This is a genomic window from Oceanospirillum multiglobuliferum, assembly GCF_900167095.1.
Classification (GTDB): Bacteria; Pseudomonadota; Gammaproteobacteria; order Pseudomonadales; family Halomonadaceae; genus Oceanospirillum; species Oceanospirillum multiglobuliferum.
Genome location: NZ_FUXG01000035.1, coordinates 1 through 23277, shown reverse-complemented (window position 1 = coordinate 23277; position 23277 = coordinate 1). Strand labels below are relative to the sequence as shown.

The window sequence follows — 23277 nt, the reverse complement described above, 5'->3', positions numbered from 1 at the left end:
GATATTTTTTAACGGTCTGGGGTTCAAAAGAACCATTACGATCACGAGGGGTATCCAGCTCAAAAGATCCCGTTGCGGTCTTGATAGTTTTGCGGGAGGCACCGTTCTTACGGTTGGGCTGAGAATCCTGAGCTAAATGCTGATCTAGCTCAGCAGCCAAAGCGGCTTCGGTAATCTGCTTAATCAAAGGGGTTAGTAAGCCATCTTTACCGTTGAGATCTTGTCCAGACTGAAGCGCTTTGGCAAAGGCTTGAATATCAATTTCGTATTTATCAGACATGATGTGTCACTCCCTATAAGGGTTAAACTATAGAGGTGACACAGAGTTTTGAACACTACCGAAAATGCAGTTACACGCGCAAACATTATTTACGATTGCTATCTCGGCTGTTCAATAAGACGAAATCTATCGAAAAAAGAACTAGAAAACCTCGTCGCAGAATTAATGCAACTGTGCTCCTAAAAATAAAAAGCTTGATGGAGCTGTCTAATCAGATTAACCAGCTGCTGATATCCTAATGTCAGCGGCTTTTTCTACAGTCTGAACGTACCGCACTCAATTGCTCACCAACTGAAGCTAATTATTAGACCACCACTGTTTATCATTTAATATCAAGAGCCTATCTATTTAGGATATTCATTATGACAATAATTAACACCGTCTATTGTGCCTAGAGAGCAACAACCATTTTCAATCCCTTTATTTTTTAAGCCATTATCAAAGGCCCAATAGTGATTATAACTTCCTTCGCGTAGAAAATTGAAAACAGCTTCTATATCTTTTGCACTGCTGTTTTTGGCTATTTCAATTTTCTCATTTAAGTCATTAATATCAGTTACTTCAACCATACATCCGACTTCTAAAGCATCTTGCTCAGAGTTAATCCCTTTTGCGTATAACTCATCATATAAAACCTGAATCGACTTTATATCATACACCCCAGCTTGCATAACGGAAATATTGGTATCTTTATATCCCAAAGGGGACGCATCTAGGTTTGTGAAATCATTTTCATCATAAATATACTTCCGAACCAACAACTGAACAGCAGAAATATGTTTGTATTCCGATTCAGTTGAGATGTTCTTGAGCTGATTTATATTAGGAAACTGTTGATACAGAGCATTATAGACGTCATAGGCTAACCTCTCCTCATTCCCCATAAAAGACAGTGTGTTTTTTAACTCTTGGGTCAAAGTTGATTTTTCACCATCTATAGCGCTTTGTACATCTTTCGGTAGTAATGAGGTATTGCTTGTTTCTGATGTATTATCCCCACCACTGCACGATATCAATAAAAGACTACTTAATATTAGCAGGCTAGGTAATATTATTTTTTTCACGATTATTTCCTTTATTTCTATATATTATTAATACAGCAACTCTCTCGCTACTTTTGATGCTTTGGCTATAATAAAAATCGGACACCCTCTCATTTATATCTAAAAACACTACACCACCATGATAGAAACACTTAGATTGCGCCTCACCATGCAGCCATGCACAACCATCTCGTTCAGCGTACTGTTTAATATTGCGATACATTATTTAGTATACACTAATATATTGGCAAGAAAACAAAGAATCGCTTTATTAAAAAGGGGAGTTCCGCCTCTTGATCTGACTGCTTCCTTGCTGAACGCACATACGCCTATATGCCAATGCCCGTGCGTCTGTGCTTTTAAAATAAAGGCAGCCACGGTTTCCGTTATTGATTGATTTTTCACTCTATCCTAAGTGGCTTAGCCCCTAAATCGCGTACTAAGTCTGACAAAGTGAGCACAATTTTCAGCAAACGTCGGAATACATTGTGTATTAAAACAGCTTTGGAAATAACGTGGATGAAACTGGGTCTGTAACCCAGTTTTCAAGCAACCTGAGGCCAATGCTTATATTCGATTAATCCGCGCTTCCACTTCGTCCCGCATCCCACGAGATTCAGCATAACGGCGGTTAAAAATGGTGAAGTAGTTTTCCACCGCTTCGGCTGCCGCCCATTCTTGCGCGACTTTTAATAGCTCGATTCCCACTTCTACCGTGCATAAGTGCTGTTCACTGGCAGGGGTACGCAACGCATAGCGCGTGAGGCGATCTGTTTTTAAGGGCAATACTGGCAGGTTATCCAGATAAGGGCTTTTGCGGAATATGCGTCGCGCCTGTCGCCAAGTGCCATCCAAAATCAAAAATACAGGAATTTTCTCTGGGGCTTGTGCCATCACGGGATCAAACTGCACTACGCGATGGGCGTAATCTTCCATATCATCTGGAAAGATAATAAAAGGTTGATAGCGCTCATCCGCCAGCAGTGCCAAAAGCTTAGGATCAGGTTCTGTGCGATACCAATAAGACACTTGTGTACTGGGCAAACAATCTGCCAGTAAACGCCCTGTATTGGTGGGTTTGTAGATCTCATCGGTGTGCATAATCAGCCAAAACTGCGCCCGACAAGGTACGTTTTCAGGCCGAAGCTCACAAATACAGTGTGTCGCGGCCATTAGGCAGCCTGCACAACGTTTAATACGAGAGCCTCGCGCGGCAAAAGGTTTTCGCGGCGTACTAGGCGCTACGGGCATTGGTAAAGAAAATGGTTTTGACATGCAATCGACCCTCAAACAGAGGGGCGAGAGTGTAATGCAAGGCTGAAAGATTCACCAGAACAGGCGTTACTCTGCACCTATGCCTGACAAGTCACTAATTCCATGCTCCAGTAGATAACTCACCAATTTAGGCAGTGCCTCACCTGCTGGCGCACGTAGATAAAATGCGGGCACATTGGCTTCGGCTTTTGGATCAACCACAATACGGGCGATATGTGCGGGGGCTGCACTGGCTAAAAAGGAAGCGGGCTGAACCTGTAGTGACGTTCCCACCACGATGACCAAGTCAGCCGTTTGAGTAATCTCATGGGCGACGGGATACATCGGTACATCTTCACCAAACCAAACAATATGGGGGCGTAATTGACTGCCTTTGTCGCAAATATCTCCCGCATGAATATCATTGTGGCCAAGGTTGTAAACCAAACGTGCATCTAATGTGCTACGTGCCTTCAAAATTTCACCATGCAGGTGCAGCACGGTACTTGAACCTGCGCGCTCATGCAGATCATCAATATTCTGTGTAATCACCGTCACTTGAAAGGCTTTTTCTAGCTCAACCAATGCTAAGTGCGCAGGGTTAGGCTCTGCTTTACGGATCTGCTGGCGACGGGCATTGTAAAAGCCTAGCACCAGCTCAGGGTCTTGGTGCCAAGCTTCTGGCGTCGCTACATCTTCTACACGGTGGTTTTCCCATAATCCATCAGAATCACGGAAGGTTTTAATACCGCTTTCGGCGCTAATCCCTGCGCCACTTAAAATAACGATATGTGCTTTGTCTGGTTTTATTTCAAGCGATGTCATCATATCCGGCCTTAAAATCTGTTGATTTTAAAGTCTATTCAATATGAAAGCGGCTGACCAGATCATTTAGGCGAGTCGATACAGTTGAGATTTGAAGTGAGACTTGCTTGGTTTCCTGCGTATCTTGTGCAACTTGCTCGGAGCTACCATGTATTGCATTCACTTGTGCTGCAAAGCGGTGCATTACTTGTTGCTGTTGAGTGGCTGCGGCTGCAATACGTTGATTTAACGACTCAATTCGCATAACAGAATCGGTCATGCCCGCAAGGGTGTCACCTGCATTCACTGCATCCCGAGCAACTTGTTCAGCATTTTCTGCACCATCGTTAATGCTGACAGTTGCGTTGTTCGCCCCTTGCTGTAAGCCTTCGATAATTGAGCGAATTTCACTGGTAGAGTCTTGTGTTCTTTGCGCCAGTGTTCGCACTTCATCGGCCACCACGGCAAAGCCTCGTCCAGCTTCCCCCGCACGAGCGGCTTCAATTGCAGCGTTCAGCGCTAATAGGTTTGTTTGTTCTGCGATACCTTGTATCACTTCTAAAACCTTATCAATGTTGCCCGCTCTAACTGCAAGCTGATCCACATCTCCACTAATATGGCGCACGTTCTCGGCAAGGTTATTAATCGCTTTGATACTGCGTCCAACAACTTCTTGCCCTTGCTGCGCCTTTTTACTGGCATCTAGTACATCCTGCAAAATCTCGCTGGCTGAGTTTTGTATCTGATCTGCGCCTTGTAGCACTTCCTGTACAGCTGACTGTAGCAATAGGCTGGTCTCTTGCTGATGGTCTACAGCAAACGATGTTGTTTCAATACAAGATGCCATCTGGCTAGAGGTCGCACTGAGGTTTTGACCTGAATCTCGGATTTTACCCACCAGAATCTGTAGGTGACTAACAAAAGAATTAAAGTGTGCAACCAGTAGTTGCAGTTCTGCCAGCCTTGGCTCTTCCATTCGAAAGGTGAGATCGCCACCTCCAGATGCCAATGTTCGCATCGCATCAACTGTTTTCTTAACGGGGCCTAAAATACTGCGAACCAGCAGTAACACTACTGCAATCGCTACTATCAAGATCACTACCGAAACAAGAATTGTTTTCTGGCGAACGGCGGCAATTTGAGCCTCCATTGCCTCTGTATTAATACCAGAGCCAATAATCCAGCCCCAAGGTTCGAAGTATTCTGCATAACTACTCTTCACCATCAGTTGTGTTTTATCATCTGGACGTGGCCATAGATAGTCGGTGAAACCACCGCCATTCATCGCTTGCTTGCGTATTTCTTGCACAATATAAACCCCGTTTGAATCTTTTAATTGATTCAAATCCTTGCCTGATAGCTCAGGTTTGGGGGGGATGATAATCGCCCGACCATCCGTACTATGTATAAAGACATAGTTGCCATTATCAAAGCGCATTTTACTGATAATAAATTCAGCTTGAGCGCGTGCTTCAGCGTCACTCATCTCGCCTGATTTGAATTTCTCGAAATAAAGCTTTGGAATATTATGGGCGCTTTGCACAATGCTGATAGCGGCTTTTCTGTAACTGTCGCTCACAGATTCTGCAACGGCTGTAATAGAGAACCATAAGGTTATAAATAAGCCCACTGCAAATAGAAGTACAACTGCCCAAATGCGGAAGGCAATAGAGTTGATATTAAATCGAGCCATTTGAAAGTCTCTTAGCATGAAAGATTTATCGATATTAAGAGACTGATTGATTACAAGAAGATTAAACCTACATAATATTTATTGACTATAGCCACACAATGTGAGTGGTTTTATAGATAAACCCAGCCATAGACTTGTTGCCCACTGGCTAAATATTTTCGCTCAAAAGGGGTCATAATCAACTCAGGTTGAATGGCGACAACCTGTTCCGCTACCTCAGCTAAGCGCGCTTGTTGCTCGACAAGTGGCGCTTTTAGCAAGCCCTCTTCTCGTAACAAACTATAGGCCATTGCCATCTCTTGTACATAAAGCTGCCAATTGCTACGGCACTCAAATATTCCGCCTAAACGTACAATAAACGGCAGCATCGCCCCGCCGTGCCAACGTAGTTTGAATTGGCTCTTTTTTGGGTAAGGGTTAGGGTAAAACAGATAATGACGTACAGGCTTCCAGTGGGCGTTAGCCGCCAAGCGCCAGAAGTCTAGTAAGTTGGCACGCACAAGAAGTGCATTGTCAGGCACTTCGCCATGTTGTCGATTGATTCGGGTCTCTGATTGATCAACACCAATTACAGCATGATCTGGAAACAGTTTTGCTAACTGGCGTGTGCTTTCACCAATACCGCAGCAGCTGTCTAAGATTAGAGGCTTGTTTTGCGCTTTCAGCCATTGGCTCGCTGCTTTGAATGCTTGCAAATTATGCGCTTGGTAAGGTTTTAAAAATGGCTCATGCAGGTGTTTAAGCACCCTTGGGATAAGCTCCTCATGGGGGGCATCCTGTGTGGTATGAATGGATCTGGAGTTACCCAATCCTGCTTCATTTAAAACCGTAGGCTGTGCATAAGCTTGAGTTTTTTTCATGCGCCCTCTCCTAGTTCAAAGCGACGCAACATTTGAATTTCATCCGCCCAAATCTCTGGCTCAATGGTTTCCAATACCAGCGGAATGCCATCAAAACGTTGGTCTTGCATTAACCAGCGGAAACAGTCTAAGCCGATTTCGCCTTTACCTAAGCTATGATGGCGGTCAAGTCGACTATTTAAAGCCCCTTTAGAATCATTCAGATGCATACCATAGAGATGTTCAAAACCGATGGTTTGGCTGAAATCAGCAAAGGTGGCCTCACAAGCTGCTTCGGTTCTTAAATCATAGCCTGCGGCGAACATGTGGCAGGTATCTAAACAAACCCCTACACGGCTTTTGTCATCTACCTGTTCAATGATGGCCGCCAACTGGTCAAAGTGCCAACCCAGATTACTACCTTGGCCTGCGGTGCATTCAATCACCGCAATCACCCCTTGGGTTTGCGCTAGAACCCCATTGATAGAGGCTGCAATCAAACTGAGACAGGTGGCTTCATCAATTTTGCGTAGATGACTGCCGGGATGAAAATTGAGGTATTTCAAACCAAGCTGCTCACAGCGCTGCATTTCATCTAAGAAGGCCGCACGGGATTTTTCTAAGTTTTCAGTTTCTGGATGACCTAGGTTAATCAAATAACTGTCATGGGGCAGAATCTGATCTGCCGTAAAGCCGCCTTTGGCGCAATTGGCTTTAAATTTACGAATCGTTAAATCATCTAAGGGTTTTGCGTCCCAACGACGTTGGTTTTTGGTGAACAGGGCGAATGCATTGGCACCAATTGCTGTTGCGTTAATTGGGGCGTTGTACACACCACCACTGGCACTGACATGGGCGCCTAAAAATTTCATGCGGTTCTCCAAAAATGATACAAGCAGACTTAATCTGTAGATTGTAACAAGGCCATCACAGAAACTGAAAAGCCGATTCAGACAGGTTATGCTGAGAGCTATTTTTAGATGCTCTTTTTTTGGAGATGATGATATGGCCCAATCACTTGATGCCTTAATCAGCGCAGAACAGCTTGCGCTTCAATTGGCACAGCCTAACCCGCCAGTGGTGCTCGACTGTCGATTCTCATTGCAAGATGCTCAGGCTGGTCGCAACGCTTATCTGCAACAACATATTCCCAGTGCGCAGTATGCTGATCTGGATCAGCAACTTTCTGACCCCGTACAGAAAGGGGTTACAGGACGTCATCCGCTGCCTTCCGAGCAGCGTTTGTTGGCTGCAATGCAAACTTGGGGGATAAATACCGAGCAAGCCGTTGTGGTATATGATCAAAATAATGGCGCAATGGCGGCTGCGCGGGCTTGGTGGTTGTTACGTTATGCTGGCGTTCAGCAGGTACAAGTACTGAATGGTGGTTTAGACGCTTGGATTGCCGCAGGTCAGCTTTGTAATACGGGTGAAGAAGCGGCAAAAGTGACTATAGATCACGCCAATATAAAGCCAAGTTGGCAAACAGATTGGCTGTATGATGCGCAACAGATTATACAACAGCAACCTAACTTATTAGATGCTCGTGGTATTGAGCGCTTTGCAGGAGAAGTAGAGCCTATTGACCCTATCGCAGGCCATATCCCCAACGCCCAATGCCTGCCTTTCACTCAACTCGTAGATGTCACGGGGCGATTTTTACCCAAGACTGAGCTGAAGACCCAGCTTGAAGCGCAGGCTTTAGATTCAAGTAAACCTTTGGTGGCCTATTGCGGCTCAGGTGTGACCGCTTGCCATCTGATATTGGCTTACGTTATCGCAGGTTTACCAGAGCCTAAACTTTATGCGGGATCATGGAGCGAGTGGATTACCGATACGACTCGCCCCGTTGCAACAGGGCGTTAGCGATTCGGCAAGCTATTGAATAGCTCAACAAACTGTAAGGTTAATTTGTGCTTAGGCAACAAGTGAATCAAAGGTTTGTTGAGCTGGTGTGATTCACGCATTTTCACCGATGACATTAAGTGTACGGGTAAGACTGGGTGCCCAGTTTCGATTAAATCTTGTACAAGCTGTTGCGGCAACTTAGCTTGTGGCTGCATCTGGTTGACCACAATACCCTCTACTTGCAGATCAGGGTTGTGGTCAGCACGCATCTCTTCAATCGACAGCAGCAGTTGGTCTAGAGCCTGCCGCGAGAATGCATCACAGTCAAATGGGATTAAACAGGATTTAGCTCCAATCAAAGCAGAGCGCGAGAAAAAGTTTAGGGCAGGGGGGGTATCAATAAAGATTTGGTCAAAGTGCTGGCTTTGCTCTTGCAACATCTCTTTTAGTTTGTAGATTTTATAGCGCGACTCTAGCTTAGCTTCTAATGACTCTAAATCGCTGTGTGCAGGTAATACGGATAGATTCGGCCAAGGGCTAGCTTGAATGAGCTGAGAGAGGTTTTTGCGCTGCGAGGAGATAGTCAAACACTGCTCAAAAAAGTCAAACACCGTATCCTCTAAACTTTGAACAGGCTGGCCTAATAAATAGTGGCTAGAGTTACCTTGAGGATCAAGGTCTATCACCAAAGTCTTGAAACCTTGACTGGCACTAATCGCCGCCAAATTGCAGGTAATACTCGACTTACCCACACCACCTTTTTGATTAAAAACCACCCGAATCATAGTGTCTCCCTGTTATTTTTCGCAGCGCAGCATAAAAATTAGTGTAGCGATTTTGCCCGACAAGGTCGAGCCGTAAAACAGTGCCTAATAGTCTACATTAAATTGCCTTAATTTCTGCTCTAAAGTCGAGAAAAATCGGGCAAAAAACCTATTATAAACGCCCTTATACCATAGCCGAGCCTAGGGCTAAGTGTTACCATTCTTGGCTTACTTTTGGCTTCTGGGTCGTGCAAAATCTCGCAGCCATCTCCACGCTATTGAATTAATAGACACCTTTTCAGCGACACCGTTACATGAGGAGTGGGGCTTGTCACAGTTACCGGTCATTATAGGTTTTGGCGGCGTGAATGCCGCTGGTCGTAGCTCTGGTTTTCAGAGTTTTCGTCGCACCGTTTTAAATAGTTTAAGCACAGAACAGCAAACTGAAACCCTTCTTAGTTTGGCTTGTATGATGGGACTACTGACTGCAAAAGAGGGGCAGTGGCAAAATCAGCAAGGTGAATGGCTTGACGCGCAAAGCGCCGCAGATCAAGTGCGTCAGCAAGTGTTAGACAATAGCTTGATTCGCCAAACCCACCCTGACTGGTTTGACGTCAATGCGATTCCAGCTAACACACGCATTGAAATCAAGCCAGAGCAAGAGGCGCTAAGCTTCAAGCTGCGCCATCGTCAACTGCCGGAAACCATTCCCGCCAATTGGACGCTAACTGACCTAGGTGCAGGCCAAGTTGAAGTGAGTATTGAAGGCGCTTTTGAAGCCTTAGTACCTGATCAACGTAAAGCGTTAGTACAAAGCGCAGGGCAGTTACCGACAGGGTTTAATCCTGGGGATCACTACCGTTCGGTACATCATCCTCGTGGCTTGCAGATGGCGATTTTTGCCGCCTCCGACATGATTGGCAGCACAGGCTTAGATTGGGACAGCGTGAAAGCGATGCTGCGCCCAGATCAGATTGCTGTTTATGCAGGCAACTCCATCGGCCAACTGGATCAATATGGTTGGGGCGGTCTGTTGCAGAGCTTTGTTTCAGGTAAACGCGCCACCTCTAAACAGATGCCGTTAGGTTACGGGCAGATGCCCGCTGACTTTATCAACGCTTATGTATTGGGTAGCGTTGGAGCAACCGCAGGCCATTTAGGTGCTTGTGCCAGTTTCTTGTACAACCTACAAGCAGCGGTTAGCGATATTCGCAGTGGTCGCCGCCGCTTAGCGGTAATAGGCACCAGTGATGCCCCTGTCACGCCTGAAATTATCGAAGGTTTCCGCGTGATGGGCGCTTTGGCCGATGATGCCAGTTTAATGGCACTCGACGCGCTGGAAAAACTGACCGATCAAGACTACCAAAAAGCTTGCCGCCCATTTGCTGAAAACTGTGGTTTCACCATGGCGGAAGGCGCACAGTATCTGATGTTGACGGACGACAGCTTAGCCCTAGAACTCGGCGCACAAATTTTCGGCTCAGTACCTGATGTATTTGTGAATGCCGATGGCTTTAAAAAATCGATCAGCGCACCGGGCATTGGCAACTATGTCACGCTGGCAAAATCAGCGGCTTTAGTGCGTTCGATTTTAGGTGAAGAATCACTACGTCAGCACAGCTATGTGCATGCTCACGGCACCAGCACCCCAAAAAACCGTGTCACAGAATCTCATGTACTAAACGAAGTGGCCAAAGCCTTTAACATTGAAAGCTGGCCTGTGGCTGCGATCAAATGTTATGTCGGCCACTCTCAAGGCACTGCGGCTGGTGATCAAACCATCAGCGCGCTAGGCACTTGGGCGCATCAGATGATTCCGGGCATTGCCACAACAGAAAAAGTGGCGGACGATGTTCACCAAAGCAACCTGCTGTTTTCTCAACAGGCGATAGATCTGAAAGAACGTCGCATGGACAGTGCACTGATCAATGCCAAAGGCTTTGGTGGTAACAATGCCACTGGTGTGATCCTCTCTCCCGAGGTCACATTGAGAATGCTGACTAAAAAGCATGGACAAGACGCGATGGCCGCATGGCAAGACAAGGTGAAACAGCAACAACACAAAGCGGCCGAGTATCTGGCGAAAGCAGACGCAGGACAATTTGAGTTGGTGTATCACTTTGGCAGTCGTGAAGTGCTGGAAGGCCCAGAGTTGCAGATCAGCGACCGTGAGATTCGCATTCCCGGCTTTGAGCAAACCGTTAGCCTTGAGCTAGACAACCCATTTGGTGATATGAGCTAGCGCGAAGGGTTTCGCTAAACCGTTGAGCTAAAAAAAGCGCCTCAGCCGAAGCTGGGGCGCTTTTTTATCTTACGTAAGATACTGAAAAATTAAGCATCAATACGCTTGTACTTAATACGCTTCGGCGCATCGTTACCCACACGTTTGTGGTAATCCGCTTCGTATTCAGTGTAGTTACCTGTGAAGAACTCCACTTTTGAGTCGCCTTCATACGCCATAATGTGTGTGGCGATACGGTCAAGGAACCAACGGTCGTGAGAGATCACGAAAGCACAACCTGGGAAGTTCAGCAACGCTTCTTCCAGTGCGCGCAAGGTTTCAATATCCAAATCGTTTGACGGTTCGTCCAATAACAGTACGTTTGCCCCCTGCTTCAGCGTTTGCGCCAAATGCAGACGACCGCGCTCACCACCCGACAGGTCTTTTACAAACTTCTGTTGGTCATTGCCTTTGAAGTTGAAACGGCCTGCATAAGCACGAGACGGCACTTGGTAGCTACCGATGGTGAGAATATCTTGACCCTCTGACAGCGCTTCCCAAACGGTTTTGTTGCCTTCCAAGCCTTCACGGCTTTGGTTAACGAAGGCCATTTTCACCGTTTCGCCGATTTCAATCGTGCCTGAATCCGGTTGCTCAACACCTGAAATCATTTTGAACAGCGTTGATTTACCTGCACCGTTACCACCGACAATGCCCACGATAGCGCCTTGAGGTACGCTAAAGCTCAGGTTATCGATCAGGAGTTTGTCGCCAAAGGCTTTGGTGACATTTTCAAAGTTCACCACTTTGTCACCTAGACGAGGTCCAGGTGGAATATAGATCTCATTAGTTTCATTACGAGATTGGTAATCTTGAGACTGCATCTCTTCAAAGCGAGCCAAACGTGCCTTGCTCTTAGAGTGACGGCCTTTCGCGTTAGAACGTACCCACTCCAATTCCGCCTTGATGGTTTTCTGACGAGAAGCTTCTTGCTTAGACTCTTGCTCCAAGCGCGCATCTTTCTGCTCAAGCCAGCTCGAGTAGTTACCTTCCCAAGGGATACCATGACCACGGTCAAGCTCTAGAATCCAGCCTGCAACGTTATCTAAGAAGTAACGGTCGTGGGTAATTGCCACAACAGTACCCGCATAATCGTGCAGGAAGCGCTCTAACCATGCCACTGACTCGGCGTCCAAGTGGTTGGTCGGCTCGTCCAACAGCAGCATGTCTGGGTTAGACAGCAATAGGCGGCACAGCGCCACACGACGACGCTCACCACCCGATAGATGCTCAACTTTGGCATCCCATTCAGGTAAACGCAGGGCTTCCGCCGCCACTTCCAGCTTACGCTCTAAGTTGTGGGCATCAGCGGCTTCGATGATGTTTTCCAAACGCGCTTGTTCGGTGGCCAGCTTATCAAAATCCGCATCCGGCTCAGCATAAGCGGCATAAACAGCCTCTAACTGGGCTTGAGCGTTTTTGATCTCTGCCAGAGACTCTTCCACCACCTCACGCACCGTTTTGCTGTTATCCAGCTGAGGTTCCTGTGGCAGATAGCCCACATTAATACCCGGCTGCGCACGCGCTTCACCGTTAATGTCGGTATCAATACCCGCCATAATACGCAGTAAAGTGGATTTACCTGCACCGTTTAAACCCAATACGCCAATTTTTGCGCCTGGGAAAAACGACAGGGAGATGTCTTTCAAGATCTCGCGCTTAGGTGGGACAACTTTGCCCACGCGATTCATGGTGTAAACGAACTGTGCCATAGCAGCAATATGCTCCTGAAGGTTTATAGCAGTTGGTAGAGCTTGGAGGCTCTACCTTAAAGGTTTGATCTGTACGTAATGATACAACATGCAAAATGGATAACTAGCCCAGTGAGAATCTTTAGTCTTAATAAAAACCCTCCTCTCCTTCTGGCCTAGTTTTAAAGCGACGGTGCATCCACATATATTGTTCTGGATGACGACGAATAGCGTATTCGATAAAGGCATTCACCTTGGTGGCATCGGCGACGGCATCGTCACTTGGAAATTGTTCTAAGGCAGGAAAATACTCTAACTGATAATGCCCATTGTCTTGTCGGCTCACCGCCAGCGGCACAACCGCGCAGCCTGTCATTTTGGCTAAGCGTGAGGTCATATTGATTGAAGCCGCTTGGATGCCAAAGAATGGGGCGAAGACACTGACCTCCCGACCAAAATCCTGATCAGGGGAGTACCAAATTGCACGACCACTTTTAATGCGCTTTAACGCCGCTTTTAAGTCCTTTCGGTCAATCGCTGCACCATAAATCTGTTTGCGTGAACGCGTCATAATCGCTTCAAACAAAGGGTTATCATGTTTGCGATAAAAGGTATCAATATCGAAGTACAGCTTGTTGATCGCACCCGCCAAATCTAAGGTGCTGAAATGAATACCGATGATAATCGCCCCTTTCCCTTGATCTAGCGCATGCTGTAAGTGTTCTGCCCCACGAATTGAGGTGATGGGTCTAAGATAGTCAGGAGAGCGAAACCAAGCGGTTGCGGTTTCCAGTAAACCAATACCATTGGCGATAAAAATATCGCGCACCAACTGCTGCTGCTGTGCAGATGTTTTATCGGGGAAACACAGCCGAACATTGACCTCCGTAATATGGCGTCTACGGCCTGCAACTTTTAAGAGCAACAAGCCGATGGCTTTGCCTAAACCGCGTTTAACAGGCCAAGGTAGATGCGCGCAGCACCACACAAATGCAAAACCAAGCCAAGTGGGCCAATAGAGCGGATGCCAAAAAGATTGAGGGTAAGATTGACGGGCCATAACACTTCCTAACAGAATCTGGCCGCTATTCTAATCGGCTAATACGACTTGCTCCAAATAATTACACCGATTGTCTACAGTTCTGCGAATTAAAGCACTATATTAGATAAATGAATGGTGATTAATTCCAAAGCTTTTGTTTTTAAAACCTGTGAAATAACTAACTTATGAAAAACTTTTCACTAGCAACCCGTATTTGGTTAATTCTCGGTTTGTTTACCATTGGCTTAATCGCCAACAGCTACCTTGAAACGACCAATACTCGCCAAGAAATTCAGAGTTGTTATGAATCGAACGTGGTTCATATCGTAGAGTCTGCTAAAGGCATTCTGCATTACTTTAACCAACAAGCTCAGCAAGGCTTGCTAACCGAAGCTGAGGCTAAAAAGCGGGCGCTTGAGGCTATTTCCGCAATGCGCTTTGACTCAGGCAACTATGTGTTTATGGGCGATGCCGAAGGTGTTTCCATCAGCAATGGTATAAAAGAACTGGTCGGCACCAATATTATGGGCATTCAAGACCCTACAGGCTTACCGCTCGTGAAACATTTGTATGAGGCCGCTAGGCAAGGTGGAGGCTTTGTTGATTACCAGTGGCCTGACCCAAAGGAGAAAAGTGAACTACTTCCGAAAACTAGCTATGCCGATTATTTTAGCCCTTGGCAATGGACCTTAGGTTCTGGCCTAAATATGGCGGCACTACAGGCAGACTTGCTACGCATACAAAACACAGGGTTGATAAATTTATTATTGGTGCTGCTAACCGTTGGCATATTAATTTATCTGTTCTTGAATAGTATCAAGCTGCAACTGATACGTGTAGCTCAGAGCTTAACGGCTTTAGCGCGGGGCGAAAGCGACTTTTCCTTGCGAGTAGAAGAAGATGGATGCTCAGAGGTCGTTGCACTGTCGACCAGTTATAACCAACTGGCAACGTCTTTAGAGAAGGCCACAAGACAAGTGCATCAGGATAGTTTGCGCATGCTAGCTGCAGCCCAAAGGATGAACTTGCAGACAAATGTCGACCCCAAAATTATTGATAGTAAACCCAATTTAGAACAGCTACTGCTTAACATTCAGTTTGTGACCCAACAAACCGAAGCATTGGAAAAAGTTCACCATCACTTACGTGAACTGGCAGAGAAAGATCCTGAAACAGGCCTACTGACACGTCAAGCCTTTGAGCGGCAGTCCATTAATTCAATAGCACAGTTGCAACGAGAAACCCCACATAGTTTGTTTTATCTGAGTATCGAGGGAGCATTCTCTCGCATGAAACTCCCTGACCGAATCAATTTAATGGCACAAGTCAGCTATGAGTTAAAAGAGTTCCTACCTGAATCAGTCGCCATTGGGCGCTTTAACCAACATAGCTGCTTATTTTGGGGTGAATTTAATGAGATGGGCGCGGCAATGAAGCTCGCTGTGTCTTTGCAGCAACACTTAATGAACTTAGATCAGGCTTCATTAGAGATTAGCTTGGGTGTGAGCTCGGCTCTAGGCCAGGATAAGTCTTACGAAAGGATGTTCAGCGAAGCTGAGCGCGCCTTGTTACGCGCACAAAAAGAGTCAGGCACTAAAGTTTACGAGTATTAAGTTCAGAACCTTAGGCTGTTCAAAGTAAAAAGGCACTGCATGTTGAGAAGATCATTTGCAGTGCCTTCTTTTTTGACCCGAGCCTTCAACTATACGCTCAGTCTTAACAAGTAAGACTTACGCCATAATATGGTGACCCGCATCCACATAATGTACACCGCCTGTTACGGCAGTCGACATTGAGCTTACTAAGAATGCCGCCATATTACCCACTTCTTCTGTGGTGCCAAGGCGATGTAGCGGTGAGTGGCTCTGTGCGCTTTCAACCAGTTTATCAAAGTGATCAATACCTGATGCTGCACGGGTCATCATTGGGCCTGGCGAGATACAGTTTACGCGAATATTACTTTCGCCTAATTCTGCGGCCAAATAACGTACAGAGCTTTCAAGTGCTGCTTTGATTGGCCCCATCATGTTGTAGTGATCGACCACTTTCTCTGCACCGTAGTAGCTCATGGTGATCAATGAACCACCCTTTTTCATCAGGGGTTCAGCCAGCTTAGCCATACGCACAAAAGAGTGGCAGGAAATATCCATCGCCTTGCAGAAGCCTTCTGTTGTGGAGTCAACCACGCGGCCATGTAACTCATCAATCGGTGACCATGCGATGGAGTGAATCACGAAGTCGATCTCGCCCCAAACCTCTTCTGCTGCTTTAAAAAGCTGCTCTAGCTCTTCTTGCTTAACTACATTGCAAGGCATAAAAATGCGTGCGTCTAAAGCGTTAGCCAGAGGTTCTACATGGCTACGTGCTTTTTCATTTAAATAAGTTACCGCAAGCTCTGCGCCAGCTTCTTTTAAGGCTTTCGCACAACCATAAGCGATGCTTTGCTCGTTGGCGATTCCAATTACTAAGCCTTTTTTCCCTTGTAAAGACAGCGACATTTGGTTTGCTCCATAAGTTGTCGACGATCAATTAATAAGCTTTGTGGGGAATTCCCCTAACAAATGAAAGGTTAAGCGGTATTCATGCCAGTCTGTTGACAAACTGAAGGCAGTTTAGTGACAGCTATTACATCTTGCGGCTGATCACTGAGCTGTTCGCTTAAACCTTCATTGATATAACGTTCTTTTTTGCGGGCTTTGATCAGTTCCAAATCCACCAGAATGAAAGCATCAATGCAGTAGCCAAAATTGGCATCTACACTGAAATCCATAAAACGGATTCCACCTGCTTCACAAAGTTCTGTGTATTGTTTAAATAGAGTGGGAACGGTGACACCAAAATGGTCAAGTTGCTCTTTAAGCTGCTGAAAATCTGTGGTTAAGTCATTACCTGCAAACAGATTATACATCTCTTGCTGGCGTTCTGCTGTCAGTAAATAAGGGGCATTGGCTTGGGCAAGATAGTCGCTGTCACCGTGATAGTGGCGGTAGTAATGCACAATCATATCTTTGGCAGCGGCGGGATAACTGTTACTCAAACTGACAGGGCCAAACATATAGCGCACGTCAGGGTGATGGCGCAGATAAGCCCCTATACCAAACCATAGATAATCCAGCGCCCGTTTGCCCCAATATTTAGGTTGAACAAAACTGCGCCCTAACTCGATACCTTGTGTCATCTTCTCTGCTAGTGTTGGGCTGATACTGAACAATTGGCTGCAATATAGGGCTTTAACCCCTTGGGCTTGCACCAGTTTGTACGCTTCTGCTATGCGATAAGCGCCTACCACCTCAAGCTCTTCTTCATCCCATAATACAATGTGGCGGTAATACTGATCATATTGGTCGAGGTCACGCTTCTCACCACTGCCTTCACCCACGCGACGGAAGGAGATTTCACGTAAGCGTCCCAGCTCTTTCATCACCACCGAACCTTTAAACGCATCAAACAGATAGATCTGTTTGCCGTCTTTGGTTTCACCTAATAATTTGGATTGTTTGAGTTCACGGCGCAATATTCGGCGGTCTTCAGGGTGTGCGATACACTTTTCAGTATTAAACAGGGGCTTACCATTGCTGCTTAATCGGTAGATATGTTTTTTCAGTAGCCTAATTTTGTCGCGATTGGCTAATGTATCAATGTCGAACTGCGCCATTGGGATCAAACGGCCAATACGCACAGGCAAACAGACTTGACGCTGTTTGAACATCTCCCGTAACAGCATCAAAGTACCAAGGGGTTTTGCCAGCATCGACACGCCATAAAACAGCGATGAGTTACGTCCGCCCACATAAATCGGCAAAATAGGACTGTTGGTTTTGCGGGCGAAGTGCAAAAAGCCGCTCTGCCAACGACCATCTTTGATACCGGATGGCCCCGCACGGGACACTTCACCTGCGGGGAAAATAATGACGGCTTCATCATTTTTCAACGCCTCAACAATACGAGCCGTGCTTTGCTTGTAGCCTGTCTGCGTTAAATTATCCACAGGCAGTAACAACGGCTGTAAAGGCGAAAACTGCATCAAAACATCATTGGCGACAATACGCACATCGGTGCGCACACTGCGTACCAGTTTGAGCAGCGCTAAACCATCTAAAGTACCAATAGGATGATTGGCCACAATCACCACGCGCCCTTCGGTGGGGATGTTCTCTTTTTCGTTTTCACTTACCGTTAGGCTGAAATCAAAGTAATCCAGCACATGATCCACAAAATCTGCGGCCTCAGCCTCTTGATGACGGTGCATAAACCGATTGATCTCTTGCTCTCGGCAGATCCAACGCAAAAAGCGGAATAGTCCATTTTTAATCACCGGACTACGGCGGGAGATGGCGGGAAATTTAGCGCTGACAACCTGTTCGATATTGACCACGGTAGACACCTTGTTTGCGACACTTTTATGGCAACCATAGGCGGATCAGATGACAAGATGCCGACGTATTGGTGGCAGTTTGGTGACAGTGAACAGGACGCTAGCCCCATTTTTCTGAAAAATAGCACAACAAGTAAATCCAGCTTTATCCGCCATCAGTAACCTGTGGCTGTCAGTTAAATAACCCTAAAATAAGGCCATCATTTCTGATGTTAGGCTTTTTCAGCCTAACATTTTATCCACAAACCACCATGAACACCCCGAAAGGTCTATGGTCAGGCTATTTCCGCACAGGGTAATTGCCGTTATACTTCAGGTTTTTGTGGTTAATAGAATACACATCTGGGAAAAAGGCACCTTGCCTTTGGCAACAGATCCGTGATTAGAGGTGGTGAGAGTGAAACGCAGCGGGATGATCGCAGGTGCAATGGGCGTGCTATTTGGCGCGATTTTAAGCACATCAGTTCAAGCGGCAGCAATGTCAAAAGACGCTATTGCTGAACGTTTAAAGCCAGTAGGTGATGTTTGTCTGCAAGGGCAAGATTGTGGTGGTGCAGCTCCTGCGCCAGCAGCAGGTGGCGCTAAGTCTCCAGCTGATCTGTACGCATCTGCTTGTGCAGCTTGCCACAACACTGGCGCAGCGGGCGCACCGAAGAAAGGTGATGCGGCTGCTTGGGCACCACGTATCAAGCAAGGTAAAGACACGTTATACAACCACGCGATGAATGGCTTCAATGCGATGCCAGCACGTGGTGGTAACCCATCTCTAAGCGATGACAATATCAAGTCTATCGTTGATTACATTGTTGAAAACAGCAAATAAGCCTGTTTTCACAGTGCGCTATCTTTAGGGGTGGCAATAAAAACCCAGCTTCTGCTGGGTTTTTTGTCTCTGAAGACCAAGATCAGCCCCCTAACATCTTTTTCAAACTTTCTAATGCCGCATGACCTCTAGCGCGTTTCGCCTCATCGGGTTGTGTTTCCCGCCCCTCCCATTCTAAGTCAGCCTCTGGCAGCTCATCTAAAAATCGGCTTGGGGTGCAGTTCAACATCTCACCAAATTGCTTACGTTGGCTGGCAAAGGTCATGGCTAAGGTTTTACGGGCACGGGTAATCCCCACATAAGCTAGGCGACGCTCCTCTTCAATATTGCCCTCATCCACACTGTTACGGTGTGGCAGCAGATCCTCTTCCATACCGATGATGTACACATGAGGAAACTCCAAGCCCTTAGCAGAGTGCAAGGTCATCAGTTGCACACGGTCGGAATCATCTTCTTTTTCTTGCTGCTCTAACATGTCGCGCAACACCAAACGGGCGATAGCGTCTTCAATGGTGGCACTGTCGTCATCCTCTTCTAAACGTGTGAGCGTATCGCGTAACGACTCCAACAGAATCCACACGTTACCCATGCGTTTTTCGGCTACTTGTGGCGAGCTGGAGTTTTGATGCAGCCAAGCTTCGTAATCAATGTCTTGAATCATCTGCCGAATGGCTAAAATCGGATCTTCTTGGGTGCAGCGTTGAATGGTTTGCTGCAACCAATGATTGAAACGCCGCAGTTTGTCGATCTGCTTTTCCGACAAGTGCTGCTCTAACCCCAGCTCCGCACAGGCATTGAATAAACTGATATGACGCTGGTTGGCATAGTTACCCAGTTTTTCCAGCGTTGAGGGGCCAATCTCTCGACGGGGCATATTGATCACCCGCAAAAAGGCGTTATCGTCTTCTGGGTTCACCAACAACCGCAAATAACCCATGATGTCTTTAATCTCATGGCGAGAGAAAAACGAGGTGCCGCCACTGATCTTATAAGGCACCTGAAAGGCTTGTAGCTTGATCTCTAACAAACGGGCTTGGTGGTTACCGCGATAGAGCACCGCAAAATCTTTGTATTTGTCGTTGTCTTTAATTCGGCGCGTCAAGATCTCAGAGACGACACGCTCAGCCTCTGCATCTTCATTACGGCAGCTGACCACTCGAATTTTGTCCCCACCGCCCATCTCGCTCCACAACGTTTTCTCGTAAACGTGCGGGTTGTTGGCAATCAGCGTATTGGCTGCGCGAAGAATCAGCTCAGTCGAGCGATAGTTTTGCTCCAACTTGACGATTTTTAGACTGGGGAAATCTTGTCCCAACGTGATCAGGTTTTCAGGGCGAGCACCCCGCCAAGCATAAATGGATTGGTCATCATCACCTACCACCGTTAAATTGCTACGATGCCCAATCAGCAGCTTCACCAGCAGATATTGGCTGATATTGGTGTCTTGGTATTCGTCCACCAGCATGTAATGAATGCGGTTCTGCCAGCGCTCTAGCACTTCAGGATGGTCACGCAATAAACGCACGGGCAGACGAATCAGGTCATCAAAGTCCACCGCGTTGTAGGCTTGCAAGTGACGGTCATACTCCCGATATACCACTGCGGCGAGGGTTTCTTTGTCATCTTGGGCTAGCCCCATTGCTTGTTCGGGTTCGATCAGGTCATTTTTCCAACCTGAGATCAGGTGCTGTACCCAGCCGATCACTTCCGCATCAGCTTGGAAGTCTTTGTGCATCAAATCTTTAATCAAAGACTTGGTGTCTTGATCATCAAACAGCGAGAAACCTGCTTTGTACCCCAATACCCGATGCTCTTTGCGGATAATGGTTAAACCCAAGTTGTGAAAGGTCGAGATGGTTAAACCCCGCGCTTCCTTACCTTGCACCAAATTGCCCACCCGCTCCTTCATCTCACGGGCGGCTTTATTGGTAAAGGTCACCGCCGCAATTTTGGCCGCCTTAATGCCGCACTCTTTTATCAGATAAGCAATTTTGGTGGTAATCACACTGGTTTTACCACTGCCAGCCCCCGCCAGTACCAGCAAAGGGCCACCGATATATTTTACCGCTTCGTGTTGACGGTCATTCAAACGGGAGAGCATAGGCGTTTCCGAGGGTTGGGCAGGTTGATCACAAGAAGGTCTAGTTAGGGGCTGTATTGTAGCAGTCTAATGACTGAAGTCAGCCCCACAATCTATCGCCCTTACCCCAACTGCTGTATATAACGGTCGAGCTGCCGAAGCCCTAACGCCTCTGATACGGCGCTAATCCCCACACTTGCTCCTCGTAAGCTAGTGACCGCCACCTGTAGATCAATGCGGTTTAATAAAGGCCCTGATAGCCGACTTTTATAACTACGACCTGTTTTGGGTTACAACGACATTGGCGCAGGTTGCCACCAAAATAGCCACAAGGGCAGGGGTTCATGGCAGCAACCAATTAGAACTGCGCGGGGTAATGCACTTGCTGAGTGGCGCGGGAGAGATGAACTCCACCATATAGCCAAGAGTAAAAATAATGAAAAAGTAATCATTATTATACAAAAAGTACAAAAAAATATAATAACTCAATAAAAATTAAATTTGATAATAGCAATAAAGCATAATGGATACAAAGAAGAAATCAACTATTATAAAAAAACATCAAATAAAACAGATTGTATAAACGAGAATTAAGTTAATGACAAATAAAAGGTGCAATTAGCCATCAACATCAGGTGTGTGAGGAAACTAAGGCTTCCTCTCCTCATAAATAATTAGTAACCTTGCGAGTTAGCTAATCATTTAATTGGACAATCATCTACACTTATACTTTTCAGACATAAATGCTTCAGAAGAAATGACCACAAATACATTCGGTCAATCAAGTAATATTTGGCTAATTGCAGGATAATTATAAGGAGTTAATACGTAAATCTCAAGGATTTTCTTTCAAGCAAGCTATATATATCACCGCCTTTCCACTTCACAAACCAGTAACGATCTTTTAGCCTATCCAATATTTGCAATACTTCTGAATTATTCTTCTTACGTGCACTTATCAGTACGAGCCTTAAGGCTTTTTTTCTAATATCATCTTTTATATATGGGCAAGTAATAATATCTAAAGACAAATGCAAGGCTTCTGAAGAAGTATAGAGAGAATCCTTTTTCAAGTATTCATCAAGATAGGAGGAGCACTTTTTCTGAATAATTTTGTTTACCGCCTCATATTTAGCATTGTCTTTACAGTAGTATAACAAAGAAATAATCTCAAAATAGCCAAGCTCTTTTTTCGAAGTATTAATAATAGATTCAATTATTGACAAATCCACACCATATTTATTTAAATCATACCCCGATACTGACAACAAAATATTCATTTTTTCAAGGGAAATATAATTATCTAAATATCCATCACAATCTTCAAATCTCAATATATTTTCAACTTCAAAAGAAAAAGAAGTTCTAAGATAATCTAGCTGCTCTGGCATAAAATCAGCAATAAATCTATCTATAACAATTATAGATTTAGATAAATTTGTAGACGAGTTTAAAGTAGGAGAAACAGAGTAAAAATAGAATATTAACTCCATAAATAGCTGAAGAGCGCTTCTTACCGATATAGCTTCATCAACATAATCTTTAGAATTAAAATCTATACCATTCCCTACTTTCTTATTTACCTGTCTTATTACTCGGTTAATTCTCCTTCCAAAAACTGAAATAAGAAATGATGAAGCCACACCATAACCAGAAGAGCTAAGCATACAAGCTCTCTTTACCTTATCTACAAATGCAAGCTTGACAGAATGGATATTTCTGATTCTATTTAGAATTTCATTTTCACCAGCATTCTCACTCAATGAGAATACAACTTTATCTAATTCTGAAACAATACTTTTAACACTAATAATAAGTGATGAATTATCAGTTAATATAGGCCTAGAGAACTTCTCAAATTTACTATCATTCAGAAAAAGATTGAACTCTGATAACTGATCGCCTACGGCTTTTACGATAACATCAAGCATATCCTCAGAGTTAGAGTAGATAATGTAGTCATCGACATACCTTATGATTTCGTATTCTTGACCATAAAATAGTCTAAATTTTCCCTCTAGAAACTTTTCAATTTTCAAATCTATCTCTTGAAAAATTATTTCAGCAACTACTCGGCTAAACTCATTTCCAATTGGAAGTCCATTTGTCTCATTATGATTAGATCTTCTAATTAAAGAATGGCGGTTGCAGACTCTGAGTGCAACACGCTACTGAACTAATGTGGTGGTATTATATTCTTTCGCCATCACTTCACTAATTACTTCAATGGGGCATCGGTATTCAAAACGCTGCCGAGGCCTGATATTCAACTCATAAGCAATCGCATCCAACTGCTCCTGACTGTGCACTGACAGATCCGTTCCTTTAGGTAAATATTGGCGGATTAGGCCATTGATATTCTCATTGCTTCCCCGCTGCCACGGACTGTGTGGATCACAAAAATAGATCGCTACACCTGTACGTTGCGTGATTTCCGCATGCTTAGCCATCTCTTTGCCT

At 45.5% G+C, this 23277-nt stretch carries 19 protein-coding genes and 1 pseudogene; 4 read left to right on the top strand and 16 right to left on the bottom strand.

The genetic code is table 11. From position 1 onward, the window contains the following. The 7 genes from B5D26_RS15565 to nfo form a co-directional block, all read right to left on the bottom strand. On the bottom strand, positions 1-280 hold a 280-nt coding region (locus B5D26_RS15565; RefSeq protein ID WP_200810709.1), incomplete at its 3' end, for a transposase. A gap of 344 nt (positions 281-624) precedes the next feature. Beyond that, on the bottom strand, positions 625-1344 hold the full coding sequence (locus tag B5D26_RS15560) for a ferritin-like domain-containing protein (RefSeq protein WP_078746633.1): 720 nt from the start codon (positions 1342-1344) through the stop codon (positions 625-627). 546 nt (positions 1345-1890) lie between these two features. Further along, a complete protein-coding gene (locus B5D26_RS15555; RefSeq protein WP_078746632.1) occupies positions 1891-2598 on the bottom strand; it encodes a tRNA-uridine aminocarboxypropyltransferase in 708 nt (235 codons plus the stop codon). Between the two features lie 66 nt (positions 2599-2664). Further along, on the bottom strand, positions 2665-3405 hold the full coding sequence (locus B5D26_RS15550) for an SIR2 family NAD-dependent protein deacylase (RefSeq protein ID WP_234985320.1): 741 nt from the start codon (positions 3403-3405) through the stop codon (positions 2665-2667). Positions 3406-3436: 31 nt separating this feature from the next. After that, the gene (locus B5D26_RS15545; protein WP_159445692.1) at positions 3437-5074 is read right to left on the bottom strand and encodes a methyl-accepting chemotaxis protein; all 1638 of its coding nucleotides are present in this window, start codon (positions 5072-5074) and stop codon (positions 3437-3439) included. 110 nt (positions 5075-5184) lie between these two features. After that, a complete protein-coding gene (gene trmB, locus B5D26_RS15540; RefSeq protein WP_078746629.1) occupies positions 5185-5934 on the bottom strand; it encodes a tRNA (guanine(46)-N(7))-methyltransferase TrmB in 750 nt (249 codons plus the stop codon). Then, positions 5931-6785: a deoxyribonuclease IV gene (gene nfo, locus B5D26_RS15535; RefSeq protein WP_078746628.1), complete on the bottom strand. Its 855-nt coding sequence runs from the start codon at positions 6783-6785 to the stop codon at positions 5931-5933. Before nfo ends, trmB begins: the two co-directional genes overlap by 4 nt. Before the next feature lie 133 nt (positions 6786-6918). On the opposite strand from nfo, the gene B5D26_RS15530 reads away from it, so the two are divergent. Beyond that, on the top strand, positions 6919-7779 hold the full coding sequence (locus B5D26_RS15530; protein WP_078746627.1) for a sulfurtransferase: 861 nt from the start codon (positions 6919-6921) through the stop codon (positions 7777-7779). Here the strand turns inward: B5D26_RS15530 and B5D26_RS15525 are convergent. Beyond that, positions 7776-8546, bottom strand: coding sequence for a ParA family protein (locus tag B5D26_RS15525; protein ID WP_078746626.1), 771 nt, complete (start codon positions 8544-8546; stop codon positions 7776-7778). The two genes, B5D26_RS15530 and B5D26_RS15525, sit on opposite strands and share 4 nt — an antisense overlap. Before the next feature lie 307 nt (positions 8547-8853). On the opposite strand from B5D26_RS15525, the gene B5D26_RS15520 reads away from it, so the two are divergent. Next, entirely contained in the window at positions 8854-10767 is a 1914-nt protein-coding gene (locus B5D26_RS15520) for a beta-ketoacyl synthase (protein WP_078746625.1), read from the top strand. Positions 10768-10856: 89 nt separating this feature from the next. Here the strand turns inward: B5D26_RS15520 and ettA are convergent, their stop codons facing one another. Both ettA and lpxL read right to left on the bottom strand, forming a co-directional pair. Next, entirely contained in the window at positions 10857-12518 is a 1662-nt protein-coding gene (ettA, locus tag B5D26_RS15515) for an energy-dependent translational throttle protein EttA (RefSeq protein WP_078746624.1), read from the bottom strand. A 127-nt stretch (positions 12519-12645) separates the two neighbouring features. Next, positions 12646-13557: an LpxL/LpxP family Kdo(2)-lipid IV(A) lauroyl/palmitoleoyl acyltransferase gene (lpxL, locus tag B5D26_RS15510; RefSeq protein WP_078746623.1), complete on the bottom strand. Its 912-nt coding sequence runs from the start codon at positions 13555-13557 to the stop codon at positions 12646-12648. 167 nt (positions 13558-13724) lie between these two features. On the opposite strand from lpxL, the gene B5D26_RS15505 reads away from it, so the two are divergent. After that, on the top strand, positions 13725-15152 hold the full coding sequence (locus B5D26_RS15505) for a cache domain-containing protein (RefSeq protein ID WP_078746622.1): 1428 nt from the start codon (positions 13725-13727) through the stop codon (positions 15150-15152). Between the two features lie 117 nt (positions 15153-15269). On the opposite strand, the gene fabI is transcribed toward B5D26_RS15505, so the two are convergent. Further along, positions 15270-16037 carry an enoyl-ACP reductase FabI gene (gene fabI / locus B5D26_RS15500; RefSeq protein ID WP_200810708.1) on the bottom strand — a complete coding sequence of 256 codons (768 nt, stop codon included), beginning with the start codon at positions 16035-16037 and terminating at the stop codon, positions 15270-15272. A gap of 71 nt (positions 16038-16108) precedes the next feature. Beyond that, a complete protein-coding gene (locus B5D26_RS15495) occupies positions 16109-17914 on the bottom strand; it encodes a bifunctional ornithine lipid synthase OlsF (protein ID WP_078746621.1) in 1806 nt (601 codons plus the stop codon). A gap of 397 nt (positions 17915-18311) precedes the next feature. Between B5D26_RS15495 and B5D26_RS15490 the strand changes: the two genes are divergently transcribed. Further along, positions 18312-18737 carry a c-type cytochrome gene (locus B5D26_RS15490; RefSeq protein WP_234985319.1) on the top strand — a complete coding sequence of 142 codons (426 nt, stop codon included), beginning with the start codon at positions 18312-18314 and terminating at the stop codon, positions 18735-18737. Between the two features lie 82 nt (positions 18738-18819). Here the strand turns inward: B5D26_RS15490 and rep are convergent, their stop codons facing one another. The 4 genes and pseudogenes from rep to B5D26_RS15470 all read right to left on the bottom strand — a co-directional run. Next, on the bottom strand, positions 18820-20838 hold the full coding sequence (gene rep / locus B5D26_RS15485; RefSeq protein WP_078746620.1) for a DNA helicase Rep: 2019 nt from the start codon (positions 20836-20838) through the stop codon (positions 18820-18822). A 101-nt stretch (positions 20839-20939) separates the two neighbouring features. Further along, positions 20940-21163, bottom strand: a pseudogene (locus B5D26_RS15480) (ATP-binding protein). Between the two features lie 475 nt (positions 21164-21638). Next, positions 21639-22949, bottom strand: coding sequence for an RNA-directed DNA polymerase (locus B5D26_RS15475; RefSeq protein ID WP_078746619.1), 1311 nt, complete (start codon positions 22947-22949; stop codon positions 21639-21641). A gap of 36 nt (positions 22950-22985) precedes the next feature. After that, positions 22986-23277: IS30 family transposase (locus B5D26_RS15470; RefSeq protein WP_143833122.1), on the bottom strand; the 292-nt coding region annotated here is incomplete at its 5' end.